The 18,626-nt window shown below is 63.6% G+C and carries 18 protein-coding genes and 1 pseudogene; 11 read left to right on the plus strand and 8 right to left on the minus strand.

Annotated features, from left to right (window positions below; genetic code table 11):
• Positions 1–8 precede the first annotated feature (8 nt).
• Positions 9–785: a ferredoxin--NADP reductase gene (locus tag N7E70_RS28675; RefSeq protein WP_263008306.1), complete on the plus strand. Its 777-nt coding sequence runs from the start codon at positions 9–11 to the stop codon at positions 783–785.
• A gap of 153 nt (positions 786–938) precedes the next feature.
• Here N7E70_RS28675 and N7E70_RS28680 read toward each other — a convergent pair.
• Positions 939–1,184, minus strand: a pseudogene (locus tag N7E70_RS28680) (helix-turn-helix domain-containing protein); the annotation flags it as partial.
• Between the two features lie 281 nt (positions 1,185–1,465).
• Between N7E70_RS28680 and N7E70_RS28685 the strand changes: the two are divergent.
• On the plus strand, positions 1,466–1,957 hold the full coding sequence (locus N7E70_RS28685; RefSeq protein WP_263008307.1) for an IclR family transcriptional regulator: 492 nt from the start codon (positions 1,466–1,468) through the stop codon (positions 1,955–1,957).
• A gap of 32 nt (positions 1,958–1,989) precedes the next feature.
• Here the strand turns inward: N7E70_RS28685 and N7E70_RS28690 are convergent, their stop codons facing one another.
• Positions 1,990–3,048: a GlxA family transcriptional regulator gene (locus N7E70_RS28690; RefSeq protein WP_263008308.1), complete on the minus strand. Its 1,059-nt coding sequence runs from the start codon at positions 3,046–3,048 to the stop codon at positions 1,990–1,992.
• 203 nt (positions 3,049–3,251) lie between these two features.
• Between N7E70_RS28690 and N7E70_RS28695 the strand changes: the two genes are divergently transcribed.
• Both N7E70_RS28695 and N7E70_RS28700 read left to right on the plus strand, forming a co-directional pair.
• Positions 3,252–3,413: a hypothetical protein gene (locus N7E70_RS28695; RefSeq protein WP_263008309.1), complete on the plus strand. Its 162-nt coding sequence runs from the start codon at positions 3,252–3,254 to the stop codon at positions 3,411–3,413.
• A gap of 172 nt (positions 3,414–3,585) precedes the next feature.
• Positions 3,586–4,368 carry a DeoR/GlpR family DNA-binding transcription regulator gene (locus tag N7E70_RS28700; protein ID WP_067968058.1) on the plus strand — a complete coding sequence of 261 codons (783 nt, stop codon included), beginning with the start codon at positions 3,586–3,588 and terminating at the stop codon, positions 4,366–4,368.
• A 44-nt stretch (positions 4,369–4,412) separates the two neighbouring features.
• Here the strand turns inward: N7E70_RS28700 and N7E70_RS28705 are convergent, their stop codons facing one another.
• A complete protein-coding gene (locus N7E70_RS28705) occupies positions 4,413–5,072 on the minus strand; it encodes a dihydrofolate reductase family protein (protein WP_067968508.1) in 660 nt (219 codons plus the stop codon).
• Between the two features lie 218 nt (positions 5,073–5,290).
• Between N7E70_RS28705 and N7E70_RS28710 the strand changes: the two genes are divergently transcribed.
• On the plus strand, positions 5,291–7,768 hold the full coding sequence (locus N7E70_RS28710) for a GcvT family protein (RefSeq protein ID WP_263008310.1): 2,478 nt from the start codon (positions 5,291–5,293) through the stop codon (positions 7,766–7,768).
• Between the two features lie 60 nt (positions 7,769–7,828).
• Here N7E70_RS28710 and N7E70_RS28715 read toward each other — a convergent pair whose 3' ends face one another.
• Entirely contained in the window at positions 7,829–8,158 is a 330-nt protein-coding gene (locus N7E70_RS28715) for a DMT family transporter (protein ID WP_182575071.1), read from the minus strand.
• A gap of 2 nt (positions 8,159–8,160) precedes the next feature.
• Entirely contained in the window at positions 8,161–8,787 is a 627-nt protein-coding gene (gene gstA, locus N7E70_RS28720) for a glutathione transferase GstA (RefSeq protein WP_263008311.1), read from the minus strand.
• A 137-nt stretch (positions 8,788–8,924) separates the two neighbouring features.
• Here gstA and N7E70_RS28725 point away from each other — a divergent pair, with 137 nt between their 5' ends.
• Together N7E70_RS28725 and N7E70_RS28730 are read left to right on the plus strand one after the other, a co-directional pair.
• Positions 8,925–9,833 (plus strand): LysR family transcriptional regulator, encoded by a 909-nt coding sequence (locus N7E70_RS28725; RefSeq protein ID WP_067968047.1) that lies wholly within the window; start codon positions 8,925–8,927, stop codon positions 9,831–9,833.
• Positions 9,834–9,947: 114 nt separating this feature from the next.
• The gene (locus tag N7E70_RS28730) at positions 9,948–10,325 is read left to right on the plus strand and encodes a YciI family protein (protein WP_154384356.1); all 378 of its coding nucleotides are present in this window, start codon (positions 9,948–9,950) and stop codon (positions 10,323–10,325) included.
• A 24-nt stretch (positions 10,326–10,349) separates the two neighbouring features.
• Here N7E70_RS28730 and N7E70_RS28735 read toward each other — a convergent pair whose 3' ends face one another.
• The 3 genes from N7E70_RS28735 to N7E70_RS28745 all read right to left on the minus strand — a co-directional run bounded on the left by N7E70_RS28735 (position 10,350) and on the right by N7E70_RS28745 (position 12,543).
• The gene (locus N7E70_RS28735; RefSeq protein WP_169808396.1) at positions 10,350–10,517 is read right to left on the minus strand and encodes a hypothetical protein; all 168 of its coding nucleotides are present in this window, start codon (positions 10,515–10,517) and stop codon (positions 10,350–10,352) included.
• 113 nt (positions 10,518–10,630) lie between these two features.
• Positions 10,631–11,614, minus strand: coding sequence for a YeeE/YedE family protein (locus N7E70_RS30985; RefSeq protein WP_263008312.1), 984 nt, complete (start codon positions 11,612–11,614; stop codon positions 10,631–10,633).
• A gap of 59 nt (positions 11,615–11,673) precedes the next feature.
• On the minus strand, positions 11,674–12,543 hold the full coding sequence (locus N7E70_RS28745; protein ID WP_067968039.1) for a LysR substrate-binding domain-containing protein: 870 nt from the start codon (positions 12,541–12,543) through the stop codon (positions 11,674–11,676).
• 142 nt (positions 12,544–12,685) lie between these two features.
• Here N7E70_RS28745 and N7E70_RS28750 point away from each other — a divergent pair, with 142 nt between their 5' ends.
• From N7E70_RS28750 to phnY, 4 genes are all read left to right on the plus strand, one after another.
• Entirely contained in the window at positions 12,686–14,353 is a 1,668-nt protein-coding gene (locus N7E70_RS28750) for a Na/Pi cotransporter family protein (RefSeq protein WP_263008313.1), read from the plus strand.
• Positions 14,354–14,488: 135 nt separating this feature from the next.
• On the plus strand, positions 14,489–15,709 hold the full coding sequence (locus tag N7E70_RS28755) for a 2-aminoethylphosphonate--pyruvate transaminase (protein WP_067968033.1): 1,221 nt from the start codon (positions 14,489–14,491) through the stop codon (positions 15,707–15,709).
• 30 nt (positions 15,710–15,739) lie between these two features.
• Positions 15,740–16,996, plus strand: a complete 1,257-nt coding sequence (phnA, locus tag N7E70_RS28760; RefSeq protein ID WP_263008314.1) for a phosphonoacetate hydrolase — start codon at positions 15,740–15,742, stop codon at positions 16,994–16,996.
• Between the two features lie 13 nt (positions 16,997–17,009).
• Positions 17,010–18,464: a phosphonoacetaldehyde dehydrogenase gene (gene phnY / locus N7E70_RS28765; protein WP_263008315.1), complete on the plus strand. Its 1,455-nt coding sequence runs from the start codon at positions 17,010–17,012 to the stop codon at positions 18,462–18,464.
• Positions 18,465–18,626 lie beyond the last annotated feature (162 nt).

Here is an 18,626-nt window from a genome sequence, read left to right on the forward strand (position 1 = left end):
CACGGGGAATGAGTAACCTTACCCAGCAGCAGGTGTTGAGCGTGCATCACTGGACCGACACACTTTTCTCCTTCACCACGACACGCGATCCGGCGTTCCGCTTCGAGAACGGCCAGTTCGCCATGATCGGGCTGGAGCTGGATGGCAAGCCGCTGCTGCGGGCCTACAGCGTGGTCAGCCCAAATTATGACGAGACGCTCGAGTTCCTGTCGATCAAGGTGCCGAATGGCCCGCTGACTTCGCGGCTCCAGCACCTCACTGTTGGCGACAGCATCGTGGTCGGCCGCAAGGCGACAGGTACGCTGTTGCTTGCCAATCTCACGCCAGGCCGCAATCTCTACCTGTTCGGTACAGGCACAGGGCTGGCTCCTTTCATGAGCCTCATCCGCGACCCCGAAACCTTTGTGCGCTATGAGCATGTCGTGCTGGTGCATGGTTGCCGGCAAACAGACGAACTGGCCTACAAACAGCAGATCACCGAGGAATTGCCGGCCAACGAATATTTCGGCGAATTGCTGTCGGAAAAGCTGATCTACTACCCCACCGTCACGCGGGAACCTTTCCGCAACCGCGGCCGGATCACTGACCTCGTCCGTGCAAACACACTTGTTTCAGACATCGGCCTGCCGGAGATTTCAGCAGAAGATGACCGAGCAATGCTTTGCGGCAGCCCGGCTTTTATCGCTGACATGCGCGAGATCCTCGAAGGGCTCGGTATGAGCGAGGGTAACGGCTCGACACCTGGCGATTACGTCGTCGAGAAGGCTTTTGCAGAGAAAGTTTAGTTGGGCTGCGGTGCGGCGGCAGTGAGACAGTCGCTGCCTCAACGGTCGAGAAATGGAGTTCTCGACGATCATAAGGGATGCACGACCCCGCAGGAATGAGGGCAGGTGTAGCAGTACCTCGTCGATTTCGCCCGGTTTTCCACCCCGGCATCTCTACTGCGCCTCGATCTGGCGTCTGCGCCAGGTTGAAGGCGCTTCGCCGCAGCGACGACGGAAGAAGCGCGAAAAATAAGCCGGATCGCCGAAGCCGGTATCGTAGGCGATGTCCTCGACCGGCCGAATGGTGAACATCAAAAGCCGCTTGGCTTCGAGCAAACGCCGCTCCAGCACCACGTCCTTGACCGACATGCCCAGCACCTGGCGCGCGGCCTTGTCGAGCAGGTGCGCGGTCGTCGCCAGTGCCGCGCTTACAGCCTCGACATGGAGGAAGCCAACTTCGAGAAGGCGGCTCAGCTCGCCACAGACGAAAAAGCTCGGAATAGTTGAGATCGGCCTTCATGCCGGAAAGAAAGTACAAGCGAATTTAGCAACTTGTCCCGCGCGCTTGAAACGTTGCATGAGGCAACGTTGATCAGGCTGCCACCGGCGAAAGGACACGCTGGGAGCTGACGTTCCGGGCCTGCCACCTCGCCCGCAAGGCAGGCAACCATTTCGGCCTGCGCGAGGCAGCCTTGCCGGTGATGGAAAAGCTTCGCCGCGAGACTGGCGAAACCATCCATCTGGCGGTGCTGGACGAATGTGAAATCGTGCTGATCGAACGTCTGAAAAGCCCGCATGCGACGCGCCATGTCGAGCCGCTCGGCGGCCGCGCGCCCGTGCTGGTCACCGCCACCGGCAAGGCGATGCTGGCGCAGATGCCGGAAGCCGACATCGAACGTGTCTATGGCGAAGCCGTCAGGGCCGACAGCCAAGCCAGTGCCGTGTCAGCGGCATTACCCCTCAGTGATCTACTCGTCGAGCTGCGCGACATCGCATCGCGCGGCTACGCTACCACGGCGTCGTGGTGCGCCGGCGTGGTTGCAACGGGTGCAGCAATCAGCGGGCCGGACCGGCGCCCGATCGCCGCGATCATCATCTCGACCCCCGCCGCACGTGCGACCGCCGATGCACGCTCCTTGCATGCCCAGCTGATCGTTGCAGCCGTCAGCCAGATCGCCGAGCATTTGAGCTAGGGCCTGCCATCGCAGCCAGCACAGTTGAGCGGCTAGGCTGCCGCCGCCCGCAGTTTGCTCGGCAGGACCTTGAAGTGATCGCGGAAACTTTTCGAGAAATGCGATGACGAAACGAAGCCGCAGGCAACCGCGACGTCCATGATCGGCATCGCCGTCAGCTCGATCAGCTGGCGCGCCTTGGCAAGCCGCAGGCCGAGATAATGCTGCCACGGCGTTGTCGCGAGATGGCGTTCGAACAGCCGTTCGATCTGGCGGCGCGACAGCGAAACCCGCTCCGAGATCTCCTCGAGCGGCAGCGGCTCTTCGATGTGCTTTTCCATAAGCTGGATGATGCGCAACAGCTTCTTGCCGGTGTTGCCGTAGCGCAGGCCGGGTGGCACCGACTGGCAGGCCGCGCCATCACGCCAGCGGTCGGCGGTGACGTGTTGGCAGATGCTGCGCGCCAGCTCGGTGCCGCAGCGCTCCTGCACGATGTCGATGGCGAGGTCGAAGGCCGCCAACTCACCGGCGCAGGTGATGATCTGGCCATCACGCACGAACAGCGCATCGTCGATGGTGAGGTCATAAAAGGTCTCGGATAGCGCCGCCATCTTGCCCCAGTGGATGGTGCAACGGGCGTCGCCGAGCAATCCAGCGTCGGCCAGCAGCCAGGTTGCGGTGCCCAAGGCATAGATCGGGAGTTGGGCGCGGCCGACACGGCGCAGGCAGGCGCGCAGTTGCTGCGAGCCGTGCCGTTCCACACCTTCCCCGGCGCAGATCGCCAATACCGCCTGCGGCTCGAACGGCAGCGCCCTGGCCGCCTCGGCGAAGCTGCCGGAAACCTCAATCGAAATGCCGCTGGCGCTCGCCACCGATCGGCCGTCGAGGCTGACGAGCTTCCAACGGAACAGCTCGGCACCGGCGAGGGAATTCGCGAGCCGCAGCGGTTCGACCAGTGACGACAGGCAGAGCTGGGAAAAGCCCTGCAAGATCAGGATGGAGAACGCGGCAGATGCCTGCGCCACCTGGAACCGCGGCACCGGACGCTGGAAACCCACGCCCGGCCAGCGGGCTGCAACATCGAAGTCCGTGTGCTTGCTTGGCGCGTTCATGTGGCCCTCCCGGCGCATGCGGTAAGGCAGGAGCTCGACTTTTCCCAGGCCAAAACCGACGAGGCACAAATTGACGCAAAATAGCACAATATGCAACATTGCGATTTTGGCAGCGTCACTCCAGGCAGTCCTGGTTCACTGCCCGACAGCTGCCACGGGCGCAGTCATGCTCAACAGCCAGTCACGGAAAGCCGGCAACTTCGGTGACCTGGCTTTCTGTGGCGTGGCAAGGAACCAGTAGGATTCTCAAGGGTGAGGAGATGGGCCTCAAGGAGATCGAGGTCGAGGCCTTCGGCCGGCGCAGCCGGGCAACGGTCGTCGAGCGCTGCGCCTACGATCCGGCGGGCGAGCGCGTCCGAAACTAGCGCCTCGCCGGCACGCCGGTCCGAAAAACGGCCCGCTGTCTCTGTCTCCCTAGCCAGAGCACCGCGCGTCCGAACAGACATGTGCGGCGTTCTGATGTGGCGCCACACTCCACATGCCACACATTGCAACATCTGCTTGCCATAACAGGAGCAATGCCGCCACATAGAGTGCATGTCCGACTCGCAGAACCACAGGGCGCTCGCGCCGCGCCGCCACGATGAGATCCTGAGGCGGCTGGCCACCGACGGATCGGTCGGCATCACCGAGCTCGCCGCCTTCTTCGACGTGTCGCGCGAGACCATCAGGCGCGACATGAAGTTCCTGGCCGAGCGCGGCCAGCTCGACCTCGTCCATGGCGGCGCAACCCTGTTCGAGGCGACCGAGCCGGCCCTGACCCTGCGCAGTCAGGAGAATGCCGGCGGCAAGGCGGCAATCGGCAGGGCTGCCGCAGCGCTGGTCGAGGACGGCATGGTGGTGTTCCTCGATTCCGGCACGACCACGCTCGCCGTGGCCCATGCGCTGACAGGCAAACAGAACCTGACCATCTGCACCACCAGCCTGACGATCGCTTTGCACATGTGCCGCCAGCCGCATGTGCGCGTGCACATGCTGGGCGGCGAGATCGACCCGTCGGAGGAGGCTGCCGTCGGCGTCGACGCGCTCGAAGCCATCGGCCGCTTCCGCATCGACGTCGCCTTTCTCGGTGGCGGCGCGTTGTCGCCCGACGGCGAGATCACCGACTTCACCCGCAACGGCGCCGAACAGCGCTCGCGCATGGCAGCCACCGCGGCCCGCGCCTATTTCGTGCTCGACAGCTCCAAGTTTGGCCGGCTGACGCCGCTGCGCATCCAGCGCTTCGAACTCGCCGCCGGCGTCATCGTCGACGCTCCTCCGCCCGCAGCGATGATCGAGGCGCTGGAGCGCAAGGGGCCGAAGGTGATCGTCGGGGAATAGATGGCGAAGCGCGGCGCCACGTCGCTCCGCCTTTTGCGTGAACGTCAAGTCAGCTTCCGCCGCCGCTCCAGTTCCGCCTCTGTCGGCGTCTCGAACTCGAACGAGCCGGTGACGATATCGCCGTCGCGGACATATTTGTTGACGGTCACGCCCGTGCCGGAAACCTTGGACGACACCAGTTTCAGCTTCGACGGCAGCGCCGCGTCGCCGAACAGGCGCTTGCCCTTGCCGAGCACCAGCGGAAAGATCGAGACGTTGAGCTCGTCGACGAGGTCGCTGGCGAGCAGGGTCTTGAGGAAATCGGTCGAACCCTGGGTGAGGAGGTCCGGCCCGTCTTCGGCCTTCAGCTTGCGCACGGCAGCTACCGCATCCGGGCCGAGCGAATGACTGTTCTGCCAGCCGAGCTTCAGCTCGGGGTTGCGTGTCGCCACATATTTGTTGATGCGGTCGAACAGCGGGCCGATCGGGTCGTCGGCGTCGACATAAGGCCAGTGCGCGGCGAAGATGTCCCAGGTCTTGCGCCCGAGCAGAAGGTCGAAGGGCCTGGCGAACATCCCACCCACCGCCTCGGTCATGGTCTCGTCGAAATAGGGCGCGGCCCAGCCGCCAAATGTGAAGCCGCCGATCGGATCCTCGTCCGGTCCGCCCGGCGCCTGCATGATGCCGTCGAGGCTCATGAATGCACCCACCACGATCTTTCTCATGTCATTCTCCTTCATCACCCCTGCCGGCTTTACGTCTTCAAGACGTTCGGCGGCGGCGCGTTCCGACAGCGCCGCGAAAATTTCTGCCAGCCGCGCCACGCAGCCGCAAGGTCGCCATCAGGCGCGTGATCCAATGTGGCTATTTGTTGCATTTAGTGTTGCATTTTGTTGCGATCAAGATATGGTGACAAGCATCACCTTTGGGAGGTTCTTTCATCATGGCGCAGCAATTCCCGACGCAGGCACGCGTCGTCATCATCGGCGGTGGCATCATCGGCTGCTCGGTCGCCTATCACCTGACAAAACTCGGCTGGACCGATGTCGTGCTGCTCGAGCAGGGCCAGCTGAGTGGCGGTACCACCTGGCACGCCGCCGGCCTCGTCGGGCAACTGCGCAGCCACGCCAACATGACCAGCCTGATCAAATACTCGACCCAGCTCTACAGCGAACTCGAGGCCGAGACCGGGCTTGCCACGGGCTGGAAAAACTGCGGTTCGCTGTCGGTGGCACGCAGCGCCGACCGCATGACCGTGCTGAAGCGCACCGCCGCCTCGGCCCGCGCGCAGGGCGTTGACATCGAGGTGATTTCGGCCAGGGAAGCGCAAGAGAAATGGCCGGTGATGGCCATCGACGATCTGGTCGGCGCGGTCTGGCTGCCGGGCGACGGCAAGGCCAACCCGACCGACCTGACCCAGTCGCTGGCCAAGGGCGCGCGCAACCGCGGCGCGCGGGTCATCGAGCGTGTCCGTGTCACCGGCATCCAGACCAAAGACGGCCGGGCGACAGGTGTTTCCACCGACAAGGGAGACATCGCAGCCGAAATCGTGGTCAACTGCGCCGGACAGTGGGCGCGCAAGGTTGGCGCGATGTGCGGGGTGACGGTGCCACTGCATTCGGCAGAGCACATGTACATCGTCACTGGCAAGATCGAGGGTGTGCATCCGGACCTGCCGGTGCTGCGTGACCCCGACGGCTACATCTATTTCAAGGAAGAGGTCGGCGGCCTGGTCATGGGCGGCTTCGAACCCGAGGCCAAGCCGTGGGGCATGAAGGGCATTCCTGACGATTTCGAGTTCGCCCTTCTGCCCGACGACTGGGACCAGTTCGAGATCCTGATGCAGAACGCGCTTATCCGCGTGCCGCAGCTGGAAACCTCAGAGGTCAAGAAATTCTACAACGGGCCCGAAAGCTTCACCGCCGACAACAACTTCATCCTCGGCGAGGCACCGGAACTGAAGAATTTCTACGTTGGCGCCGGTTTCAATTCGATGGGCATCGCCAGTGCCGGCGGCGCCGGCCGAGCGCTGGCCGAGTGGATCGTCAATGGTGCAGCGACCATGGACCTGTGGCCGGTCGATATCAGGCGCTTTGCCGGCTTCAACAACAATCCGCGCTGGCTGCACGACCGCGTCAAGGAAACGCTCGGCCTGCACTACGCCATGTCCTGGCCGAACCGAGAGCTCGACACCGCCCGTCCCTTCCGTCGCTCCGCGCTGTACGACCGGCTCGCCGCGAAGGGCGCCTGCTTCGGCTCCAAGATGGGCTGGGAGCGCGCCAACTGGTTCGCCGCCCAAGGTGAGAAGCCCGAGACGCAATACGCCTTCGGCAAGCAGAACTGGCATGAGGCGGTGAAGCGCGAGATGAAGGCCACCCGCGAGGCATCAGGCATTTTCGACCAGACCTCGTTTGCCAAGATTTTGGTGCAGGGCCGCGACGCAGCGCGAGTGCTCAACCGCATCTGCGCAGCCGATATCGACGTCGAGATCGGTCGCTCGATCTATACCGGCCTGCTCAACGAGCGCGGCGGCTATGAGAGCGATCTTACCGTGATGCGTCTCGGCCGCGACAAGTTCTTGCTCGTCACCGGCTCGGCCCAGGCGGTGCACGATGCCGACTGGATCTCGAAAAACATTCCCGAGGACGCGCATGTCACGCTGACCGACGTCACCTCGTCTTATGCCGTGCTGGCGCTGATGGGACCACGCTCGCGCGACATCCTGGCCAAGCTGACCTCGGCCGATCTCTCCAATACCGGCTTCCCCTTTGCCACGATCCGCGAGATCGACATCGGCTATGCCACCGCCTATGCCAACCGCATGACCTATGTCGGCGAGCTTGGCTGGGAGCTGATCGTGCCGACCGAATTCGCCATCGGCGTCTATGAGGCGCTGCACGAAGCGGGCCGCGTGCATGGCCTTGCCGACTGCGGCTACTATGCGCTGGAAGCGCTGCGTATCGAGAAGGGCTTCCGCGCCTGGAGCCGCGAGCTGACGCCCGATATCACCCCGTACGAGGCCGGCCTCGCCTTCGCCGTGTCGATGGACAAGCCTGACGGCTTCATCGGCAAGGAGGCGTTGGTCCCCGCCAAGGCCAAGGGCAAGCTCACCCGCCGCATCGTACAATTCACGGTGGACGATGCGGCACCCATGCTCTGGGGCGGTGAACTGATCCTGCGCGACGGCAAACCAGTCGGCGAAGTGCGCTCGGCTGCTTACGGCCACACGCTCGGCCGCTCGGTGGCGCTCGGCCTGCTGCACAACGAGGCCGGCATCGACAAGGACTTCATCGAAAGCGGCCGCTTCGAGATCGACCTTGCCGGTGAACGCTACACGGCAACGGCTCATCTCAAGGCGCCCTACGATCCCAAATCCGAGCGCGTGAAGGCCGACAGCACGGAACTGCACGAAGCTGCCTGATCATTCCCAGACCCCTCCCCCGACTGCCCCTCCCGCCGCGGGAGGGGCTTTTCTTTTGCGTCAGGCTTCCGCCAGCTTCAGCATGGCGATGCCGGCAAGCACGACAATAACGCCACCCAGCTTCAACGGCCCAAGCGTCTCGCCGAACAACACGACGCCCATAATGACCGTGCCGGCTGCGCCAAGACCGGTCCACACCGCATAGGCGGTGCCGACGGGCAGGACCTGAAGTACCTTGCCAAGCAGATAGACGAAGGCTGCCAGCAGAAGCACCGAGACCACCGTCCAACCGGGCCGAGTGTAGCCTTCGGCATGTTTCATCGACACCGCCCAGGCAACGTCGAGCACGCCCGCCACCACCAGAAGCGCCCAGGCAAGTCCCTGGCCCATGGTCAGGCCGCGAGCTTCATGCCTTCGGCCCGCATCGCGTCGCGCACCTTGGGCCGCGCGCCGACACGATCCATGTAGGCGCGCAGTTGCGGGAACGCGGAGAGGTCGACCTTGGCATAGGCGGACCAGCCGACAATGGTGAAGAGATAAGCGTCAGCGGCGGTGAAGGTCTCGCCCATCAGATAGAGGCCGCTGCGCTCCAGATGGCGTTCGACATAAGCCAGACGTTCGGTGATCTTGCCGCGCGCCACCTCCTGCGCCTGGACGCCATATTCGGGGTGGAACAGCCACGGGCTGTACATCTTGTGCAGTTCGGTGGCGACGAAGTTGAGCCAGGACTGCAACTGGTAACGCTCGCGCGTGCCGGCCGCCGGTGCCAGCCCGATTTCCGGCTTAAGATCGGCAAGATACTGCACGATCGCTGCCCCCTCGGTGAGGAGCGAGCCGTCGTCGAGTTCGAGCGCCGGCACATAGGCGTTCGGGTTCACCTTGGTGAAGTCCTGGCCTGCGCCGGTGACATGCGGCTTCCTCATGATGTCGACGCGCTCGATGTCGAGCGGGATACCTGCTTCCAGCGCCACGATGTGGGGCGAAAGCGAGCAGGTGCCGGTGGCATAGTAGAGTTTCATGGTCTGTCCTCTTGGGTTCTGACCTGACGGTCGTTGCTTCAGGGGACAATCTAGAGCTTGCGATCTGGCAACGCTCATTGGCATTTCGCCAACCACGCTTGCATGACTGCAAAGATACGCCGTGCTAGAACGTATGCATGGAAGACTGGAATGAACTCAGGCTGGTGCTCGCCGTGGCGCGTGCTGGCAGCCTCACCTCAGCCGCAGCATTGCTCGGCATCGACCACTCGACGGTGTTTCGCAGGCTCAACGGGCTCGAACAGAAGCTGGCGGTGCGGGTGTTCGAGCGCCTGCCCGGCGGCATCTACCAACTGACACCGGCAGGCGAGCGCATGGCGGCGGCTGCCGAGCGCATGGAGGACGAGGCGCTGGCGCTGGCACGCGACATCGCTGGCGCCGATGGCCGCCTGTCCGGGCGGCTGCGCGTCACCTCGTCGGAAACGCTCGCCTACTCCAGGCTGACCAAGCATCTGGCCGGGTTCCGCGCCGTGCATCCCGGCATCGTTGTCGAACTGGCCATCGAGAACCGTGTTCTCAGCCTGTCGCGTCGCGAGGCCGACGTGGCGCTCAGGCCGATCCGGCCCAGGGAAGGCGACCTCTGGGGCCGCAAGCTTGCCGGCGTCGCCTGGACCTTCTTTGCCTCGCCGGCTTATCTCGACGCCCATGATGGCGCGATCCGCGACACAGCGGCGCTCGGACCGCATGCCCTTGTCGGCTGGGAGGAGACGGCGGGTGGCATCACGGCCGCAGACTGGCTGGACCGCAACGTTCCGGCCGAACGTTTCGTCTACCGCACCAACAGCCTGGTCAACCAGTCGGTGGCGGCCCGGGCCGGCATCGGCCTGGCACTCCTGCCTTGTTATCTCGGCGACGGCGAGCCGGGGTTGGTGCGCGCGCTGGCCCGGCCGATCGAAGAACTCGCCGGCGAACTCTGGATCGTCACCCATCAGGACCTGAAGGGCACGGCGCGTGTCCGTGCCTTCTTCGACGTCGTCGGCGAGGGATTGGCTCGCGAGCGCGAGCTTTTCGAAGGCATACGCATGTGATCGGCTGCCGTCCTGCCAAGACGGCGACCGGACAGCTTTTGACACTTGCAGTCAGCATCAAACAATGGCTCGCTTGTCCGCAATCGGAAGGTGCGGAAGAAGAGAGGAACAACCATGCTGTATGCCATCCTGGCCTATCACGCCGAGGGCGTTGTCGAATCCTGGACCGAGGAAGAAGACGCCGCACTTATGGAGGAACTGCTTGAGGTCAATGATCGTCTCGTCGGCGAAAAGCATCTGGGACCGGCAGCGCGCCTCGGGCCAACCGAAAGCGCGGTCACGCTGCGGGGAAAGGGACTTGGACTGGTCACCGACGGTCCGTTCGCCGAGACGAAGGAGCAGCTTCTCGGTTTCTACGTGGTGGACTATCCCAGCATGGACGGCGCGGTGGCCGCGGCACGCGAGCTGCGTTCCGCCAACCCGACCGCGGTTTACGAAATACGGCCGATCTTGCTCTATGTTCCCGGCGCTGCGATCGCCGTCGACGGCTAGCAGGCATTCTCCTCCGGTTCCGCCTCAGGCCTGCGCTGTCAGGCATTCGGTGATCGTCTGACGTCCGGCTCCCGCCATGGTCTGCAGGGCACGGCGCACACCCGGCGTCTGCATGTCTCCCGCGCCAAGGACCCGGGCAACGAGGCATGCGCTCAGGGCCAAAAGCTGGAGGAAGGTTGATGCCGTTTTCATAGCCATCGCCAGTCAATAGCGACCTGCCCGAAGCCCGGAGGCTTCGGCACATGGTTCGGTTGCTTGGGTCTGCGAATGTTCGGATGGCGGCCGATTGCCGATCTGATCCGAAGTCAGATAATTCCTAGCATGAAATCTTGTTTCACACTAGAGAAAATTTTTGCAAAGTGTTGAACCTGGAACCGCCAGATCGCTAAGACCATGCCTGGGCCGGTGAGCCAATCGTCCGAACAAGAACTGCAACCGATATGGCAAACAGCAGATAGGCAAGCGCCGCCTCCTGGGCGCCTATGGGTAGCCCCACCAGCAGCAGCGTGTCGTTGCCGCCAGGGATAAGCACTGCCCCGCTTCCCATCAGCGTCCCTCCGACGAGGCGGCGAAGCGCGCCGCGGAGGCTTGGCCATTTGATCCTGGTGCGGCCTCTCTCCAACCAGCGACTGCCAACGCTGCCGGCAAACATTGCCACGGTAATGGCTATGGATGCCAATGGAAGCGATTGAGCATGCGACATGCGCGATGGACCAGCCAGGTTTGAGCAAGACGATCGTGGCGTAGGCCACGCCAATGGCCAGCATGGCGCATGTCATCTTGAGATATGCCGTGACGTTGTTTCGCTGGATCACAAAACGGAGGAGGGCAAAACCGACCAGCATCGACAGGGTGACTGGCGCGGCAACCTGAAGAGACATTGACGACGTCATCACTGCGGGCAACAGATTTGCAAGGCTTGCTACAGTCGAGACCGCATACATGCCAAGGAATGTGAAGCCGAACTGGGTATCGCCATTGCCAAGATGGCCGACGCTGCCGAAAGCGCAGGCGCCGTTCACGAAAGCCCCGACGCCGAAGATCACGCCGCCGGTTGCGGTGTAGGCCAACGCCGACCAATGCGCCTGCGGTCCGGACGTCATTTGCCAGGCCGCGTAGATGAGCGCGCCCCAGAGCGTGCACTCGAAGAATGCCACGAAGCGCGCCGGCTTGCGCTCCTGCAGGAGCTCAGTCATCGCGATCACTGCGCAGGTCGAGCTTCTGTTGAGGACAAAGCCGAGCGAAAAGGCCAGCGAGAGCAGCAGGAGCGAGAGGACGATGATCTCCAAGACGGGCAGGCCTCCCAGGCTGGTGGGCAAGACAGCCTAGCACAGGTCGCTAGCGATGCTCATCCCGCAGCCATCGACCTAGCGATATCGAGGAAGACCCGCACCAGCTTGCCGCCGCTGCGCTCCTTGAGGCAGATCAGTGCTTCGTCCATCAGCATTTCGGGCGCAGCGATCGGGATCTGGACCAGTCGGACGTCCTGTCCGAACTCTGCCGCCGATACGAAGCCGACACCGGCGCCCGAGGCGACGATCTCGCGCACCGCCTCGCGGCCTTCCGCCTCGATCGCCGGCTTGAATTCGTAACCCTCCTTCGAAGCGAGGTCCTCCAGCTTGGCGCGGGTTTTCGAGCCGCGTTCGCGCATCACCAGCGGCAGCAAGGACAGTTCGTGCAGCGACAGCGACTTGGCTGTCGCCAGCGGATGATCGGTCGAGACGAATGCTATGATCGGCGTCGAATTGAGCTTGACGATCTCGAAATCGCGGCCGGTCGGAATTTCGCCGAGCACGCCGATATCGGCTTCGTAGCTGTAGAGGCTGGAAATGACCGTCTCGGTATTGCCAGCGCGGACCGAGACCTGGATACCGGGATATTTCTGGCGGAATTGGCCGAGAATGTGCAGCAGATGGTGGGCGGCGTCCGCGACGATGCGCAGCGTGCCTGAGCGCAGCGCGCGGGATTCCGACAAGAGCTCGAGTGCCTGCTGTTCCGTGTCGAACATGCGCCGCGTGATTTCGAGCAGTTGCAGGCCCGACGCCGTCGGCGTCACCTGCTTCTTGTGACGGTTGAACAGGAGCACGTCATACTCTTCCTCCAGCTTGCGCACCTGGTCGGAGATGGCCGGCTGGGTGAGAAACAGCATCTCGGCGGCGCGCGAAAAGCCGCCGCACACCGCGACATAGTGGAAAGCCCTGAGCTGCACGTAGCGCATGTCTGATCCCTGATATCAGAGCAGACTAGCAATAAACTGGAGCGATAGAAACATCGAAACTAACGATTTGATTTATGGCCTGACATGCCGAGGATAGGGCAGGCGCCACCCTTGCGCGCCGCGCGTTGGGAGGCACGGCACCATGCATCTTCTGTATATCCTGCTGCAGCTGGCAGGCGCCATCATGCTTCTGCTGTGGGCCGTGCGCATGGTGCGCACCGGCGTCGAGCGCGCCCATGGCGTATTGTTGCGCGAGGCGCTGCGTGGCGCCACCAAAGGCCGGGTGCGTGCGGCGGCTGCCGGCACCGTGCTTGCCGTCATGTTGCAGAGTGCGACGGCCGTTGCAGTGCTCGCCGCGGGTTTCGCTGCAACCGGCGTGATGACCGTCTCCGGCGGGCTTGCAGTCATGCTGGGCGCCGATGTCGGCTCTGCGCTGGTGGTGCAGGCGCTGTCTTTCGACCTCAGCTGGTTGGTGCCGCTGCTGCTTTTCGCCGGCGCCACGATGTTCCTCAAGGTTGAGGCCCGTATCGTCAAGCAGACCGGGCGCACGCTGCTCGGCATCGCCTTCATCCTGATCTCGCTGCGCATGGTCGGCGAAGCGACCGCACCGATGCGTCACAGCGCCTTGCTGCCGATGGCGATCGACTATCTGCTCGGCGATCCGGTGACGGCCTTCGGCGCAGCTGCACTGTTCACATGGCTGATCCATTCCAGCGTCGCCTCGGTGCTTTTGTTCATGTCGATGGCAGCCCAAGGCGTGCTGCCGGCAGAGGTGGCGCTGCCGATGATCCTCGGCGTCAATCTCGGCGCCGGACTGGTCGCTGTCGGCTTGACCCGCGGCCAGGCAATCGATTCCAGACGCATCCCGCTGGGCAACCTGATCTTCCGGGCAACGGCAGCGGTCGCCATTCTGGTTGGCCTGCAGGCGGCTACCCTGCCGATATCCTGGTTCGGCGAGTCGGCCGCCCGGCAGGTGGTCAATTTGCATCTCGCTTTCAACCTTGCTTTGCTGGTCGTCTGCCTGCCCTTCACCGCGACAATGGAACGACTCGCGCGGTTGATCCTGCCTGATGCGCCGACAGGCGAAGAAACATTCGACCTGATGTCGCGGCGCAAGAGCGCGCTCGACCGCACCGTCATCAAGATGCCTGGCGTGGCGCTGGCGAGCGCCACCCGCGAGGTGCTGCGCATGGCCGAAACGGTGGAGATCATGCTGCGGCCTGTCATGGAGCTGTTCGAAAGCGGCGACAAGGCACGCGTGGCACAGTTGCGTCGGCTCGACGAGGAGGTCAACCGCGCCCACACCGACATCAAGCTCTACATCGCCGAGGTCAATCGCGGCACGATGAGCCAGGACGAGGCGCGGCGCGGCATCGAACTGACCGACCTCGCCATCAATCTCGAACATGCCGGCGACATCATCGCCAAGAACCTTTTGGTACTGGCCGAGGAGAAGAGCGACAAGAGGCTGAGCTTCTCGAGGGAAGGCTGGTCGGAGTTGACGGCCCTGCATGACCGGGTTCTGGCCAACATGCAGATTGCCATGAACGTTCTGGTGTCGGGCGACCTCGAAGCGGCGCGCCAGCTGGTGGTCGAGAAGGAACGCATGCGCAAGCTTGAGCGCGACAGCCATGAACGCCACCTGAAGCGCCTGCAATCGGGTACGGTGCAGAGCATCGAGACCAGCGACATCCATCTCGAAGCGGTGCGGGCGCTGAAGGAATTCAACTCGCTGCTGGTATCCGTCGCCTACCCGATCCTGACCCAGAGCGGCGACCTCTTGGAAAGCCGGCTGGCCAAGACGGCCTGAGCGAATTTGCCCGTGTCATCCAAACATCATTACCCAGACTTATCATTGGATACGAAATAACGATTGTACATATGGATCAGGGGATTCCAAGGTGAGCCATAGGCAATCTCAGGATGACGGCGAGGAGACGAAAAAATGCTGTCCGAACATAAGCTTGCGGCTCAGGCCCCCTTCCCTGCTCCGGCCCCCCTCCCTGCTCCGGCATTGGGTGAACCCTATTTGCTCACCCCCGGGCCGTTGACCACCTCCTATGCCGTCAAGCAAGCGATGCTGCGCGACTGGGGCTCATGGGACGGCGACTTCCGGGCGATGACATCAGAGATGCGCCAGCGGCTGCTCGCCATGCTCGGCGATACCAACAACGAATTCGACTGCGTACCGATGCAAGGCTCGGGCAGCTTCGCCGTCGAGGCGATGCTCGGCTCGTTCGTGCCGCGTGACGGCAAGGCGCTGGTGCTGGTCAATGGCGCCTACGGCCAGCGCATCGTCCAGACGCTCGGCTATCTCGGCCGCGACCACGTCGCCATCGACAAGGGCGACTACATGCCGCCGCGCGGTGATGAGGTGGCTGCAGCCCTCGACGCCGACCCTGCCATCACCCACGTCATCCTGGTCCACTGCGAGACCAGCTCCGGCATCCTCAACCCGGTCGCCGAGATCTCCGAAACCGTCTACGCCAAGGGCCGCAAGTTCCTGGTCGACTCGATGAGCGCCTTTGGTGCCATCCCGCTCGAAGTCGGCGACGTGCGCTACGAGGCCATGGTGTCTTCCGCCAACAAATGCATCGAGGGCGTACCCGGCTTCGGCTTCATCATCGCCCGCAAGAGTGAGCTCGAAGCCGCAAAGGGCCGCAGCCACTCGCTCAGCCTCGACGTGCATGCCCAGTGGGCGCACATGAACAAGACCGGCCAGTGGCGCTACACTCCGCCGACGCATGTGGTTGCTGCCTTCCTCGAGGCGCTGCGCCAACACGAGGCCGAAGGCGGTGTCGCCGGCCGCGGCGCCCGCTACACCAGGAATCGCGACGTCATGGTGGCTGGCATGCGCGAGCTCGGCTTCGAGACGCTGCTCAAGGACCGCTGGCTCTCGCCGATCATCGTCACCTTCTTCTGCCCCGCCCATCCGGACTTTGCCTTCGACCGCTTCTACGAGCTGATGAAGGAAAAGGGCTTCATCATCTATCCGGGCAAGCTGACCGTGGTGGACAGCTTCCGCGTCGGCTGCATCGGGCGGATGGACGAGCATGTCATGCGCAAGGTCGTCGAGGCCGCCGGCCAGTCCCTGCGTCAGATGGGCGTCGACACCGCTGCTCCCCCCGCAGCCGCCATCGCCGAGCGCGCCAAGCTCGCCGCCTGATAACAAGAAGATCACAAAGGACCCCTCCCAATGAACAAGATGACCACGATCAACGTCAGCGCCAACGGCCGCACCTATGAGTGGCCGCGCGTGCCGGCGATTGCCATCTGCCTCGACGGCTGCGAGCCGGCCTATCTCGACGAAGCGATCAAGGCGGGCCTGATGCCGAACCTGGTGAAGATCCGCGCCAACGGCACCGAGCGTACCGCCCACAGCGTCATTCCGAGCTTCACCAACCCCAACAACCTGTCGATCGCCACCGGCCGTCCGCCGGCAGTCCACGGCATCTGCGGCAACTATCTCTACGAGCGCGAGACCGGCAAGGAAGTGATGATGAACGACCCGCGCTTCCTGCGCGCGCCGACCGTCTTCCAGGCCTTCTACGATGCCGGCGCCCGCGTCGCCGTGGTCACCGCCAAGGACAAGCTGCGGGCGCTTCTCGGCAGCGGCCTGAAGTTCGACGACGGCCGCGCCATCTGCTTCTCGTCTGAGAAGTCCGATGTCTCGACAAAGGCCGAGCACGGCATCGACAATGCGTCGGCCTGGCTCGGCAAGCCGGTGCCGGAAGTCTATTCGGCGGAACTGTCGGAGTTCGTCTTTGCCGCCGGCGTCAAGCTGCTGAAGGAATTCAAGCCTGACGTGATGTACCTGACAACGACCGACTATGTGCAGCACAAATATGCACCCGGCGTGCCACAGGCCAACGCCTTCTACGAGATGTTCGACAAGTATCTCGGCGAACTCGACGCCCTTGGTGCGGCCATCGTGATCACCGCCGATCACGGCATGAAGCCCAAGCACAAGGCCGACGGCACCCCTGACGTGGTCTATGTCCAGGACCTGCTCGACGAGTGGCTCGGCAAGGACGCAGCGCGCGTCATCCTGCCGATCACCGATCCTTATGTCGTCCATCACGGCGCGCTCGGCTCGTTTGCCACCGCCTACCTGCCCGAGGGTGCTGACCAGGCCGGCATAATGAAGCGCCTCGCCGCCATCGAAGGCATCGACGTGGTCATCGACAACGCCGCCGCCTGCGAACGCTTCGAACTGCCATCCGACCGCATCGGCGACATCGTTCTGGTGTCCACCGAAAACAAGACCATCGGCACCAGCGAACACCGCCACGACCTCGCAGCCCTCAACGAGCCGCTGCGATCGCATGGCGGCCTGACCGAGCAGGCAGTGCCGTTCATCGTCAACCGCAAGCTTGAGACGCTGCCCAACGAGCCGGTTCTGCGCAACTTCGATGCGTTCTATTATGCCGCGCTTGCCGCAGCACAGGCCTGAGGGAGGACCAACCATGGTCAAGGCTGAAACGACGTTCAAGGTGCGCCACGAGCCGATGCGCATCGCCGGACGCAAGGTCGATGCCGACGGCGTCGTCAACGTCCACTACCCCTACACCGATGCCGTCATCGGCACGGTACCCGCGGGCCGTGCCGAGCACGCCCGCCAGGCCTTTGAAATCGCGGCCAACTACAAGCCGAAGCTGACGCGCTACGAGCGTCAGCAGATCCTGTTCCGCACGGCCGAAGCGCTTGCCACACGCAAGGAAGAGATCTCCGACATCATCACGCTGGAACTCGGCATCTCCAAGGCCGACTCCCTCTACGAGGTCGGCCGCGCCTACGACGTGTTCACGCTGTCGGCGCAGATGTGCATCCAGGATGACGGCCAGATCTTTTCCTGCGATCTCACCCCCCATGGAAAAGCGCGGAAAATCTTCACCACCCGCGAGCCGCTGCGGGCGATCTCGGCGATCACTCCCTTCAACCACCCGCTCAACATGGTGGCACACAAGGTGGCACCAGCTATCGCCACCAACAACTGCGTCGTCGTCAAGCCGACGGAACTCACGCCGATGACGGCGCTGATCCTCGCCGACATCCTCTACGAGGCCGGCCTGCCGCCTGAGATGCTGTCTGTCGTGACCGGCATGCCCGCCGACATCGGCGCGGAAATGATCACCAACGACCACATCGAGCTGATCACCTTCACCGGCGGCGTGCCCGTCGGCAAGCTGATCGCCCGCACTGCCGGCTACAAGCGCCAGGTGCTGGAACTCGGCGGCAACGACCCACTGATCATCCTCAACGACCTGTCGGACGACGATCTCGCCAAGGCAGCCGATCTCGCCGTGGCAGGTGCCACCAAGAACTCGGGCCAGCGCTGCACGGCGGTGAAGCGCATCCTGTGCCAGGAAAGCGTCGCCGACCGCTTCGTGCCGATGGTGCTCGAGCGGGCGAAGAAGATCAGGTTCGGCGATCCGATGGACCGCTCGACCGATCTCGGCACCGTTGTGCACGAGAAGGCCGCCGCACTCTTCGAAAGCCGGGTCTACATGGCCGCCGAACAGGGCGCTGAAGTGCTCTACGACCCCGGCCGCAAGGGCGCGCTGCTGCCGCCGATCGTCGTCGACCGCGTGCCGCATAGGTCCGAGCTGGTCATGGAAGAGACCTTCGGGCCGATCATCCCGATCGTGCGCGCGCCTGACAATGACGACGAGCTGATCGCACTGTCCAACTCCACCGCCTTCGGCCTGTCGTCGGGTGTCTGCACCAACGACTTCCGCCGCATGCAGAAATACATCGCCGGCCTGCAGGTCGGCACGGTGAATATCTGGGAGGTCCCGGGATATCGCATCGAGATGTCGCCCTTTGGCGGGATCAAGGACTCGGGCAATGGCTACAAGGAAGGCGTCATCGAAGCGATGAAGAGCTTCACCAACGTCAAGACCTTCTCTTTGCCGTGGTAGCCTGAAATGCGGCCGCCGGTGCAGCCACCGGCGGCCGCATGCAAGGATGGATGTTCGCCGTTTTGCCGGTCTACGAAGGCCCGATCAGGTGCCCGGACTGATTGCCAGCCCCCGCCGCCGACATCTGTCGCGAACGCTGGCGCTGACGCAGCCTTCTTGCGG

It is taken from the genome of Aminobacter sp. NyZ550 (assembly GCF_025628925.2).
GTDB classification, from domain to species: Bacteria; Pseudomonadota; Alphaproteobacteria; order Rhizobiales; family Rhizobiaceae; genus Aminobacter; species Aminobacter ciceronei.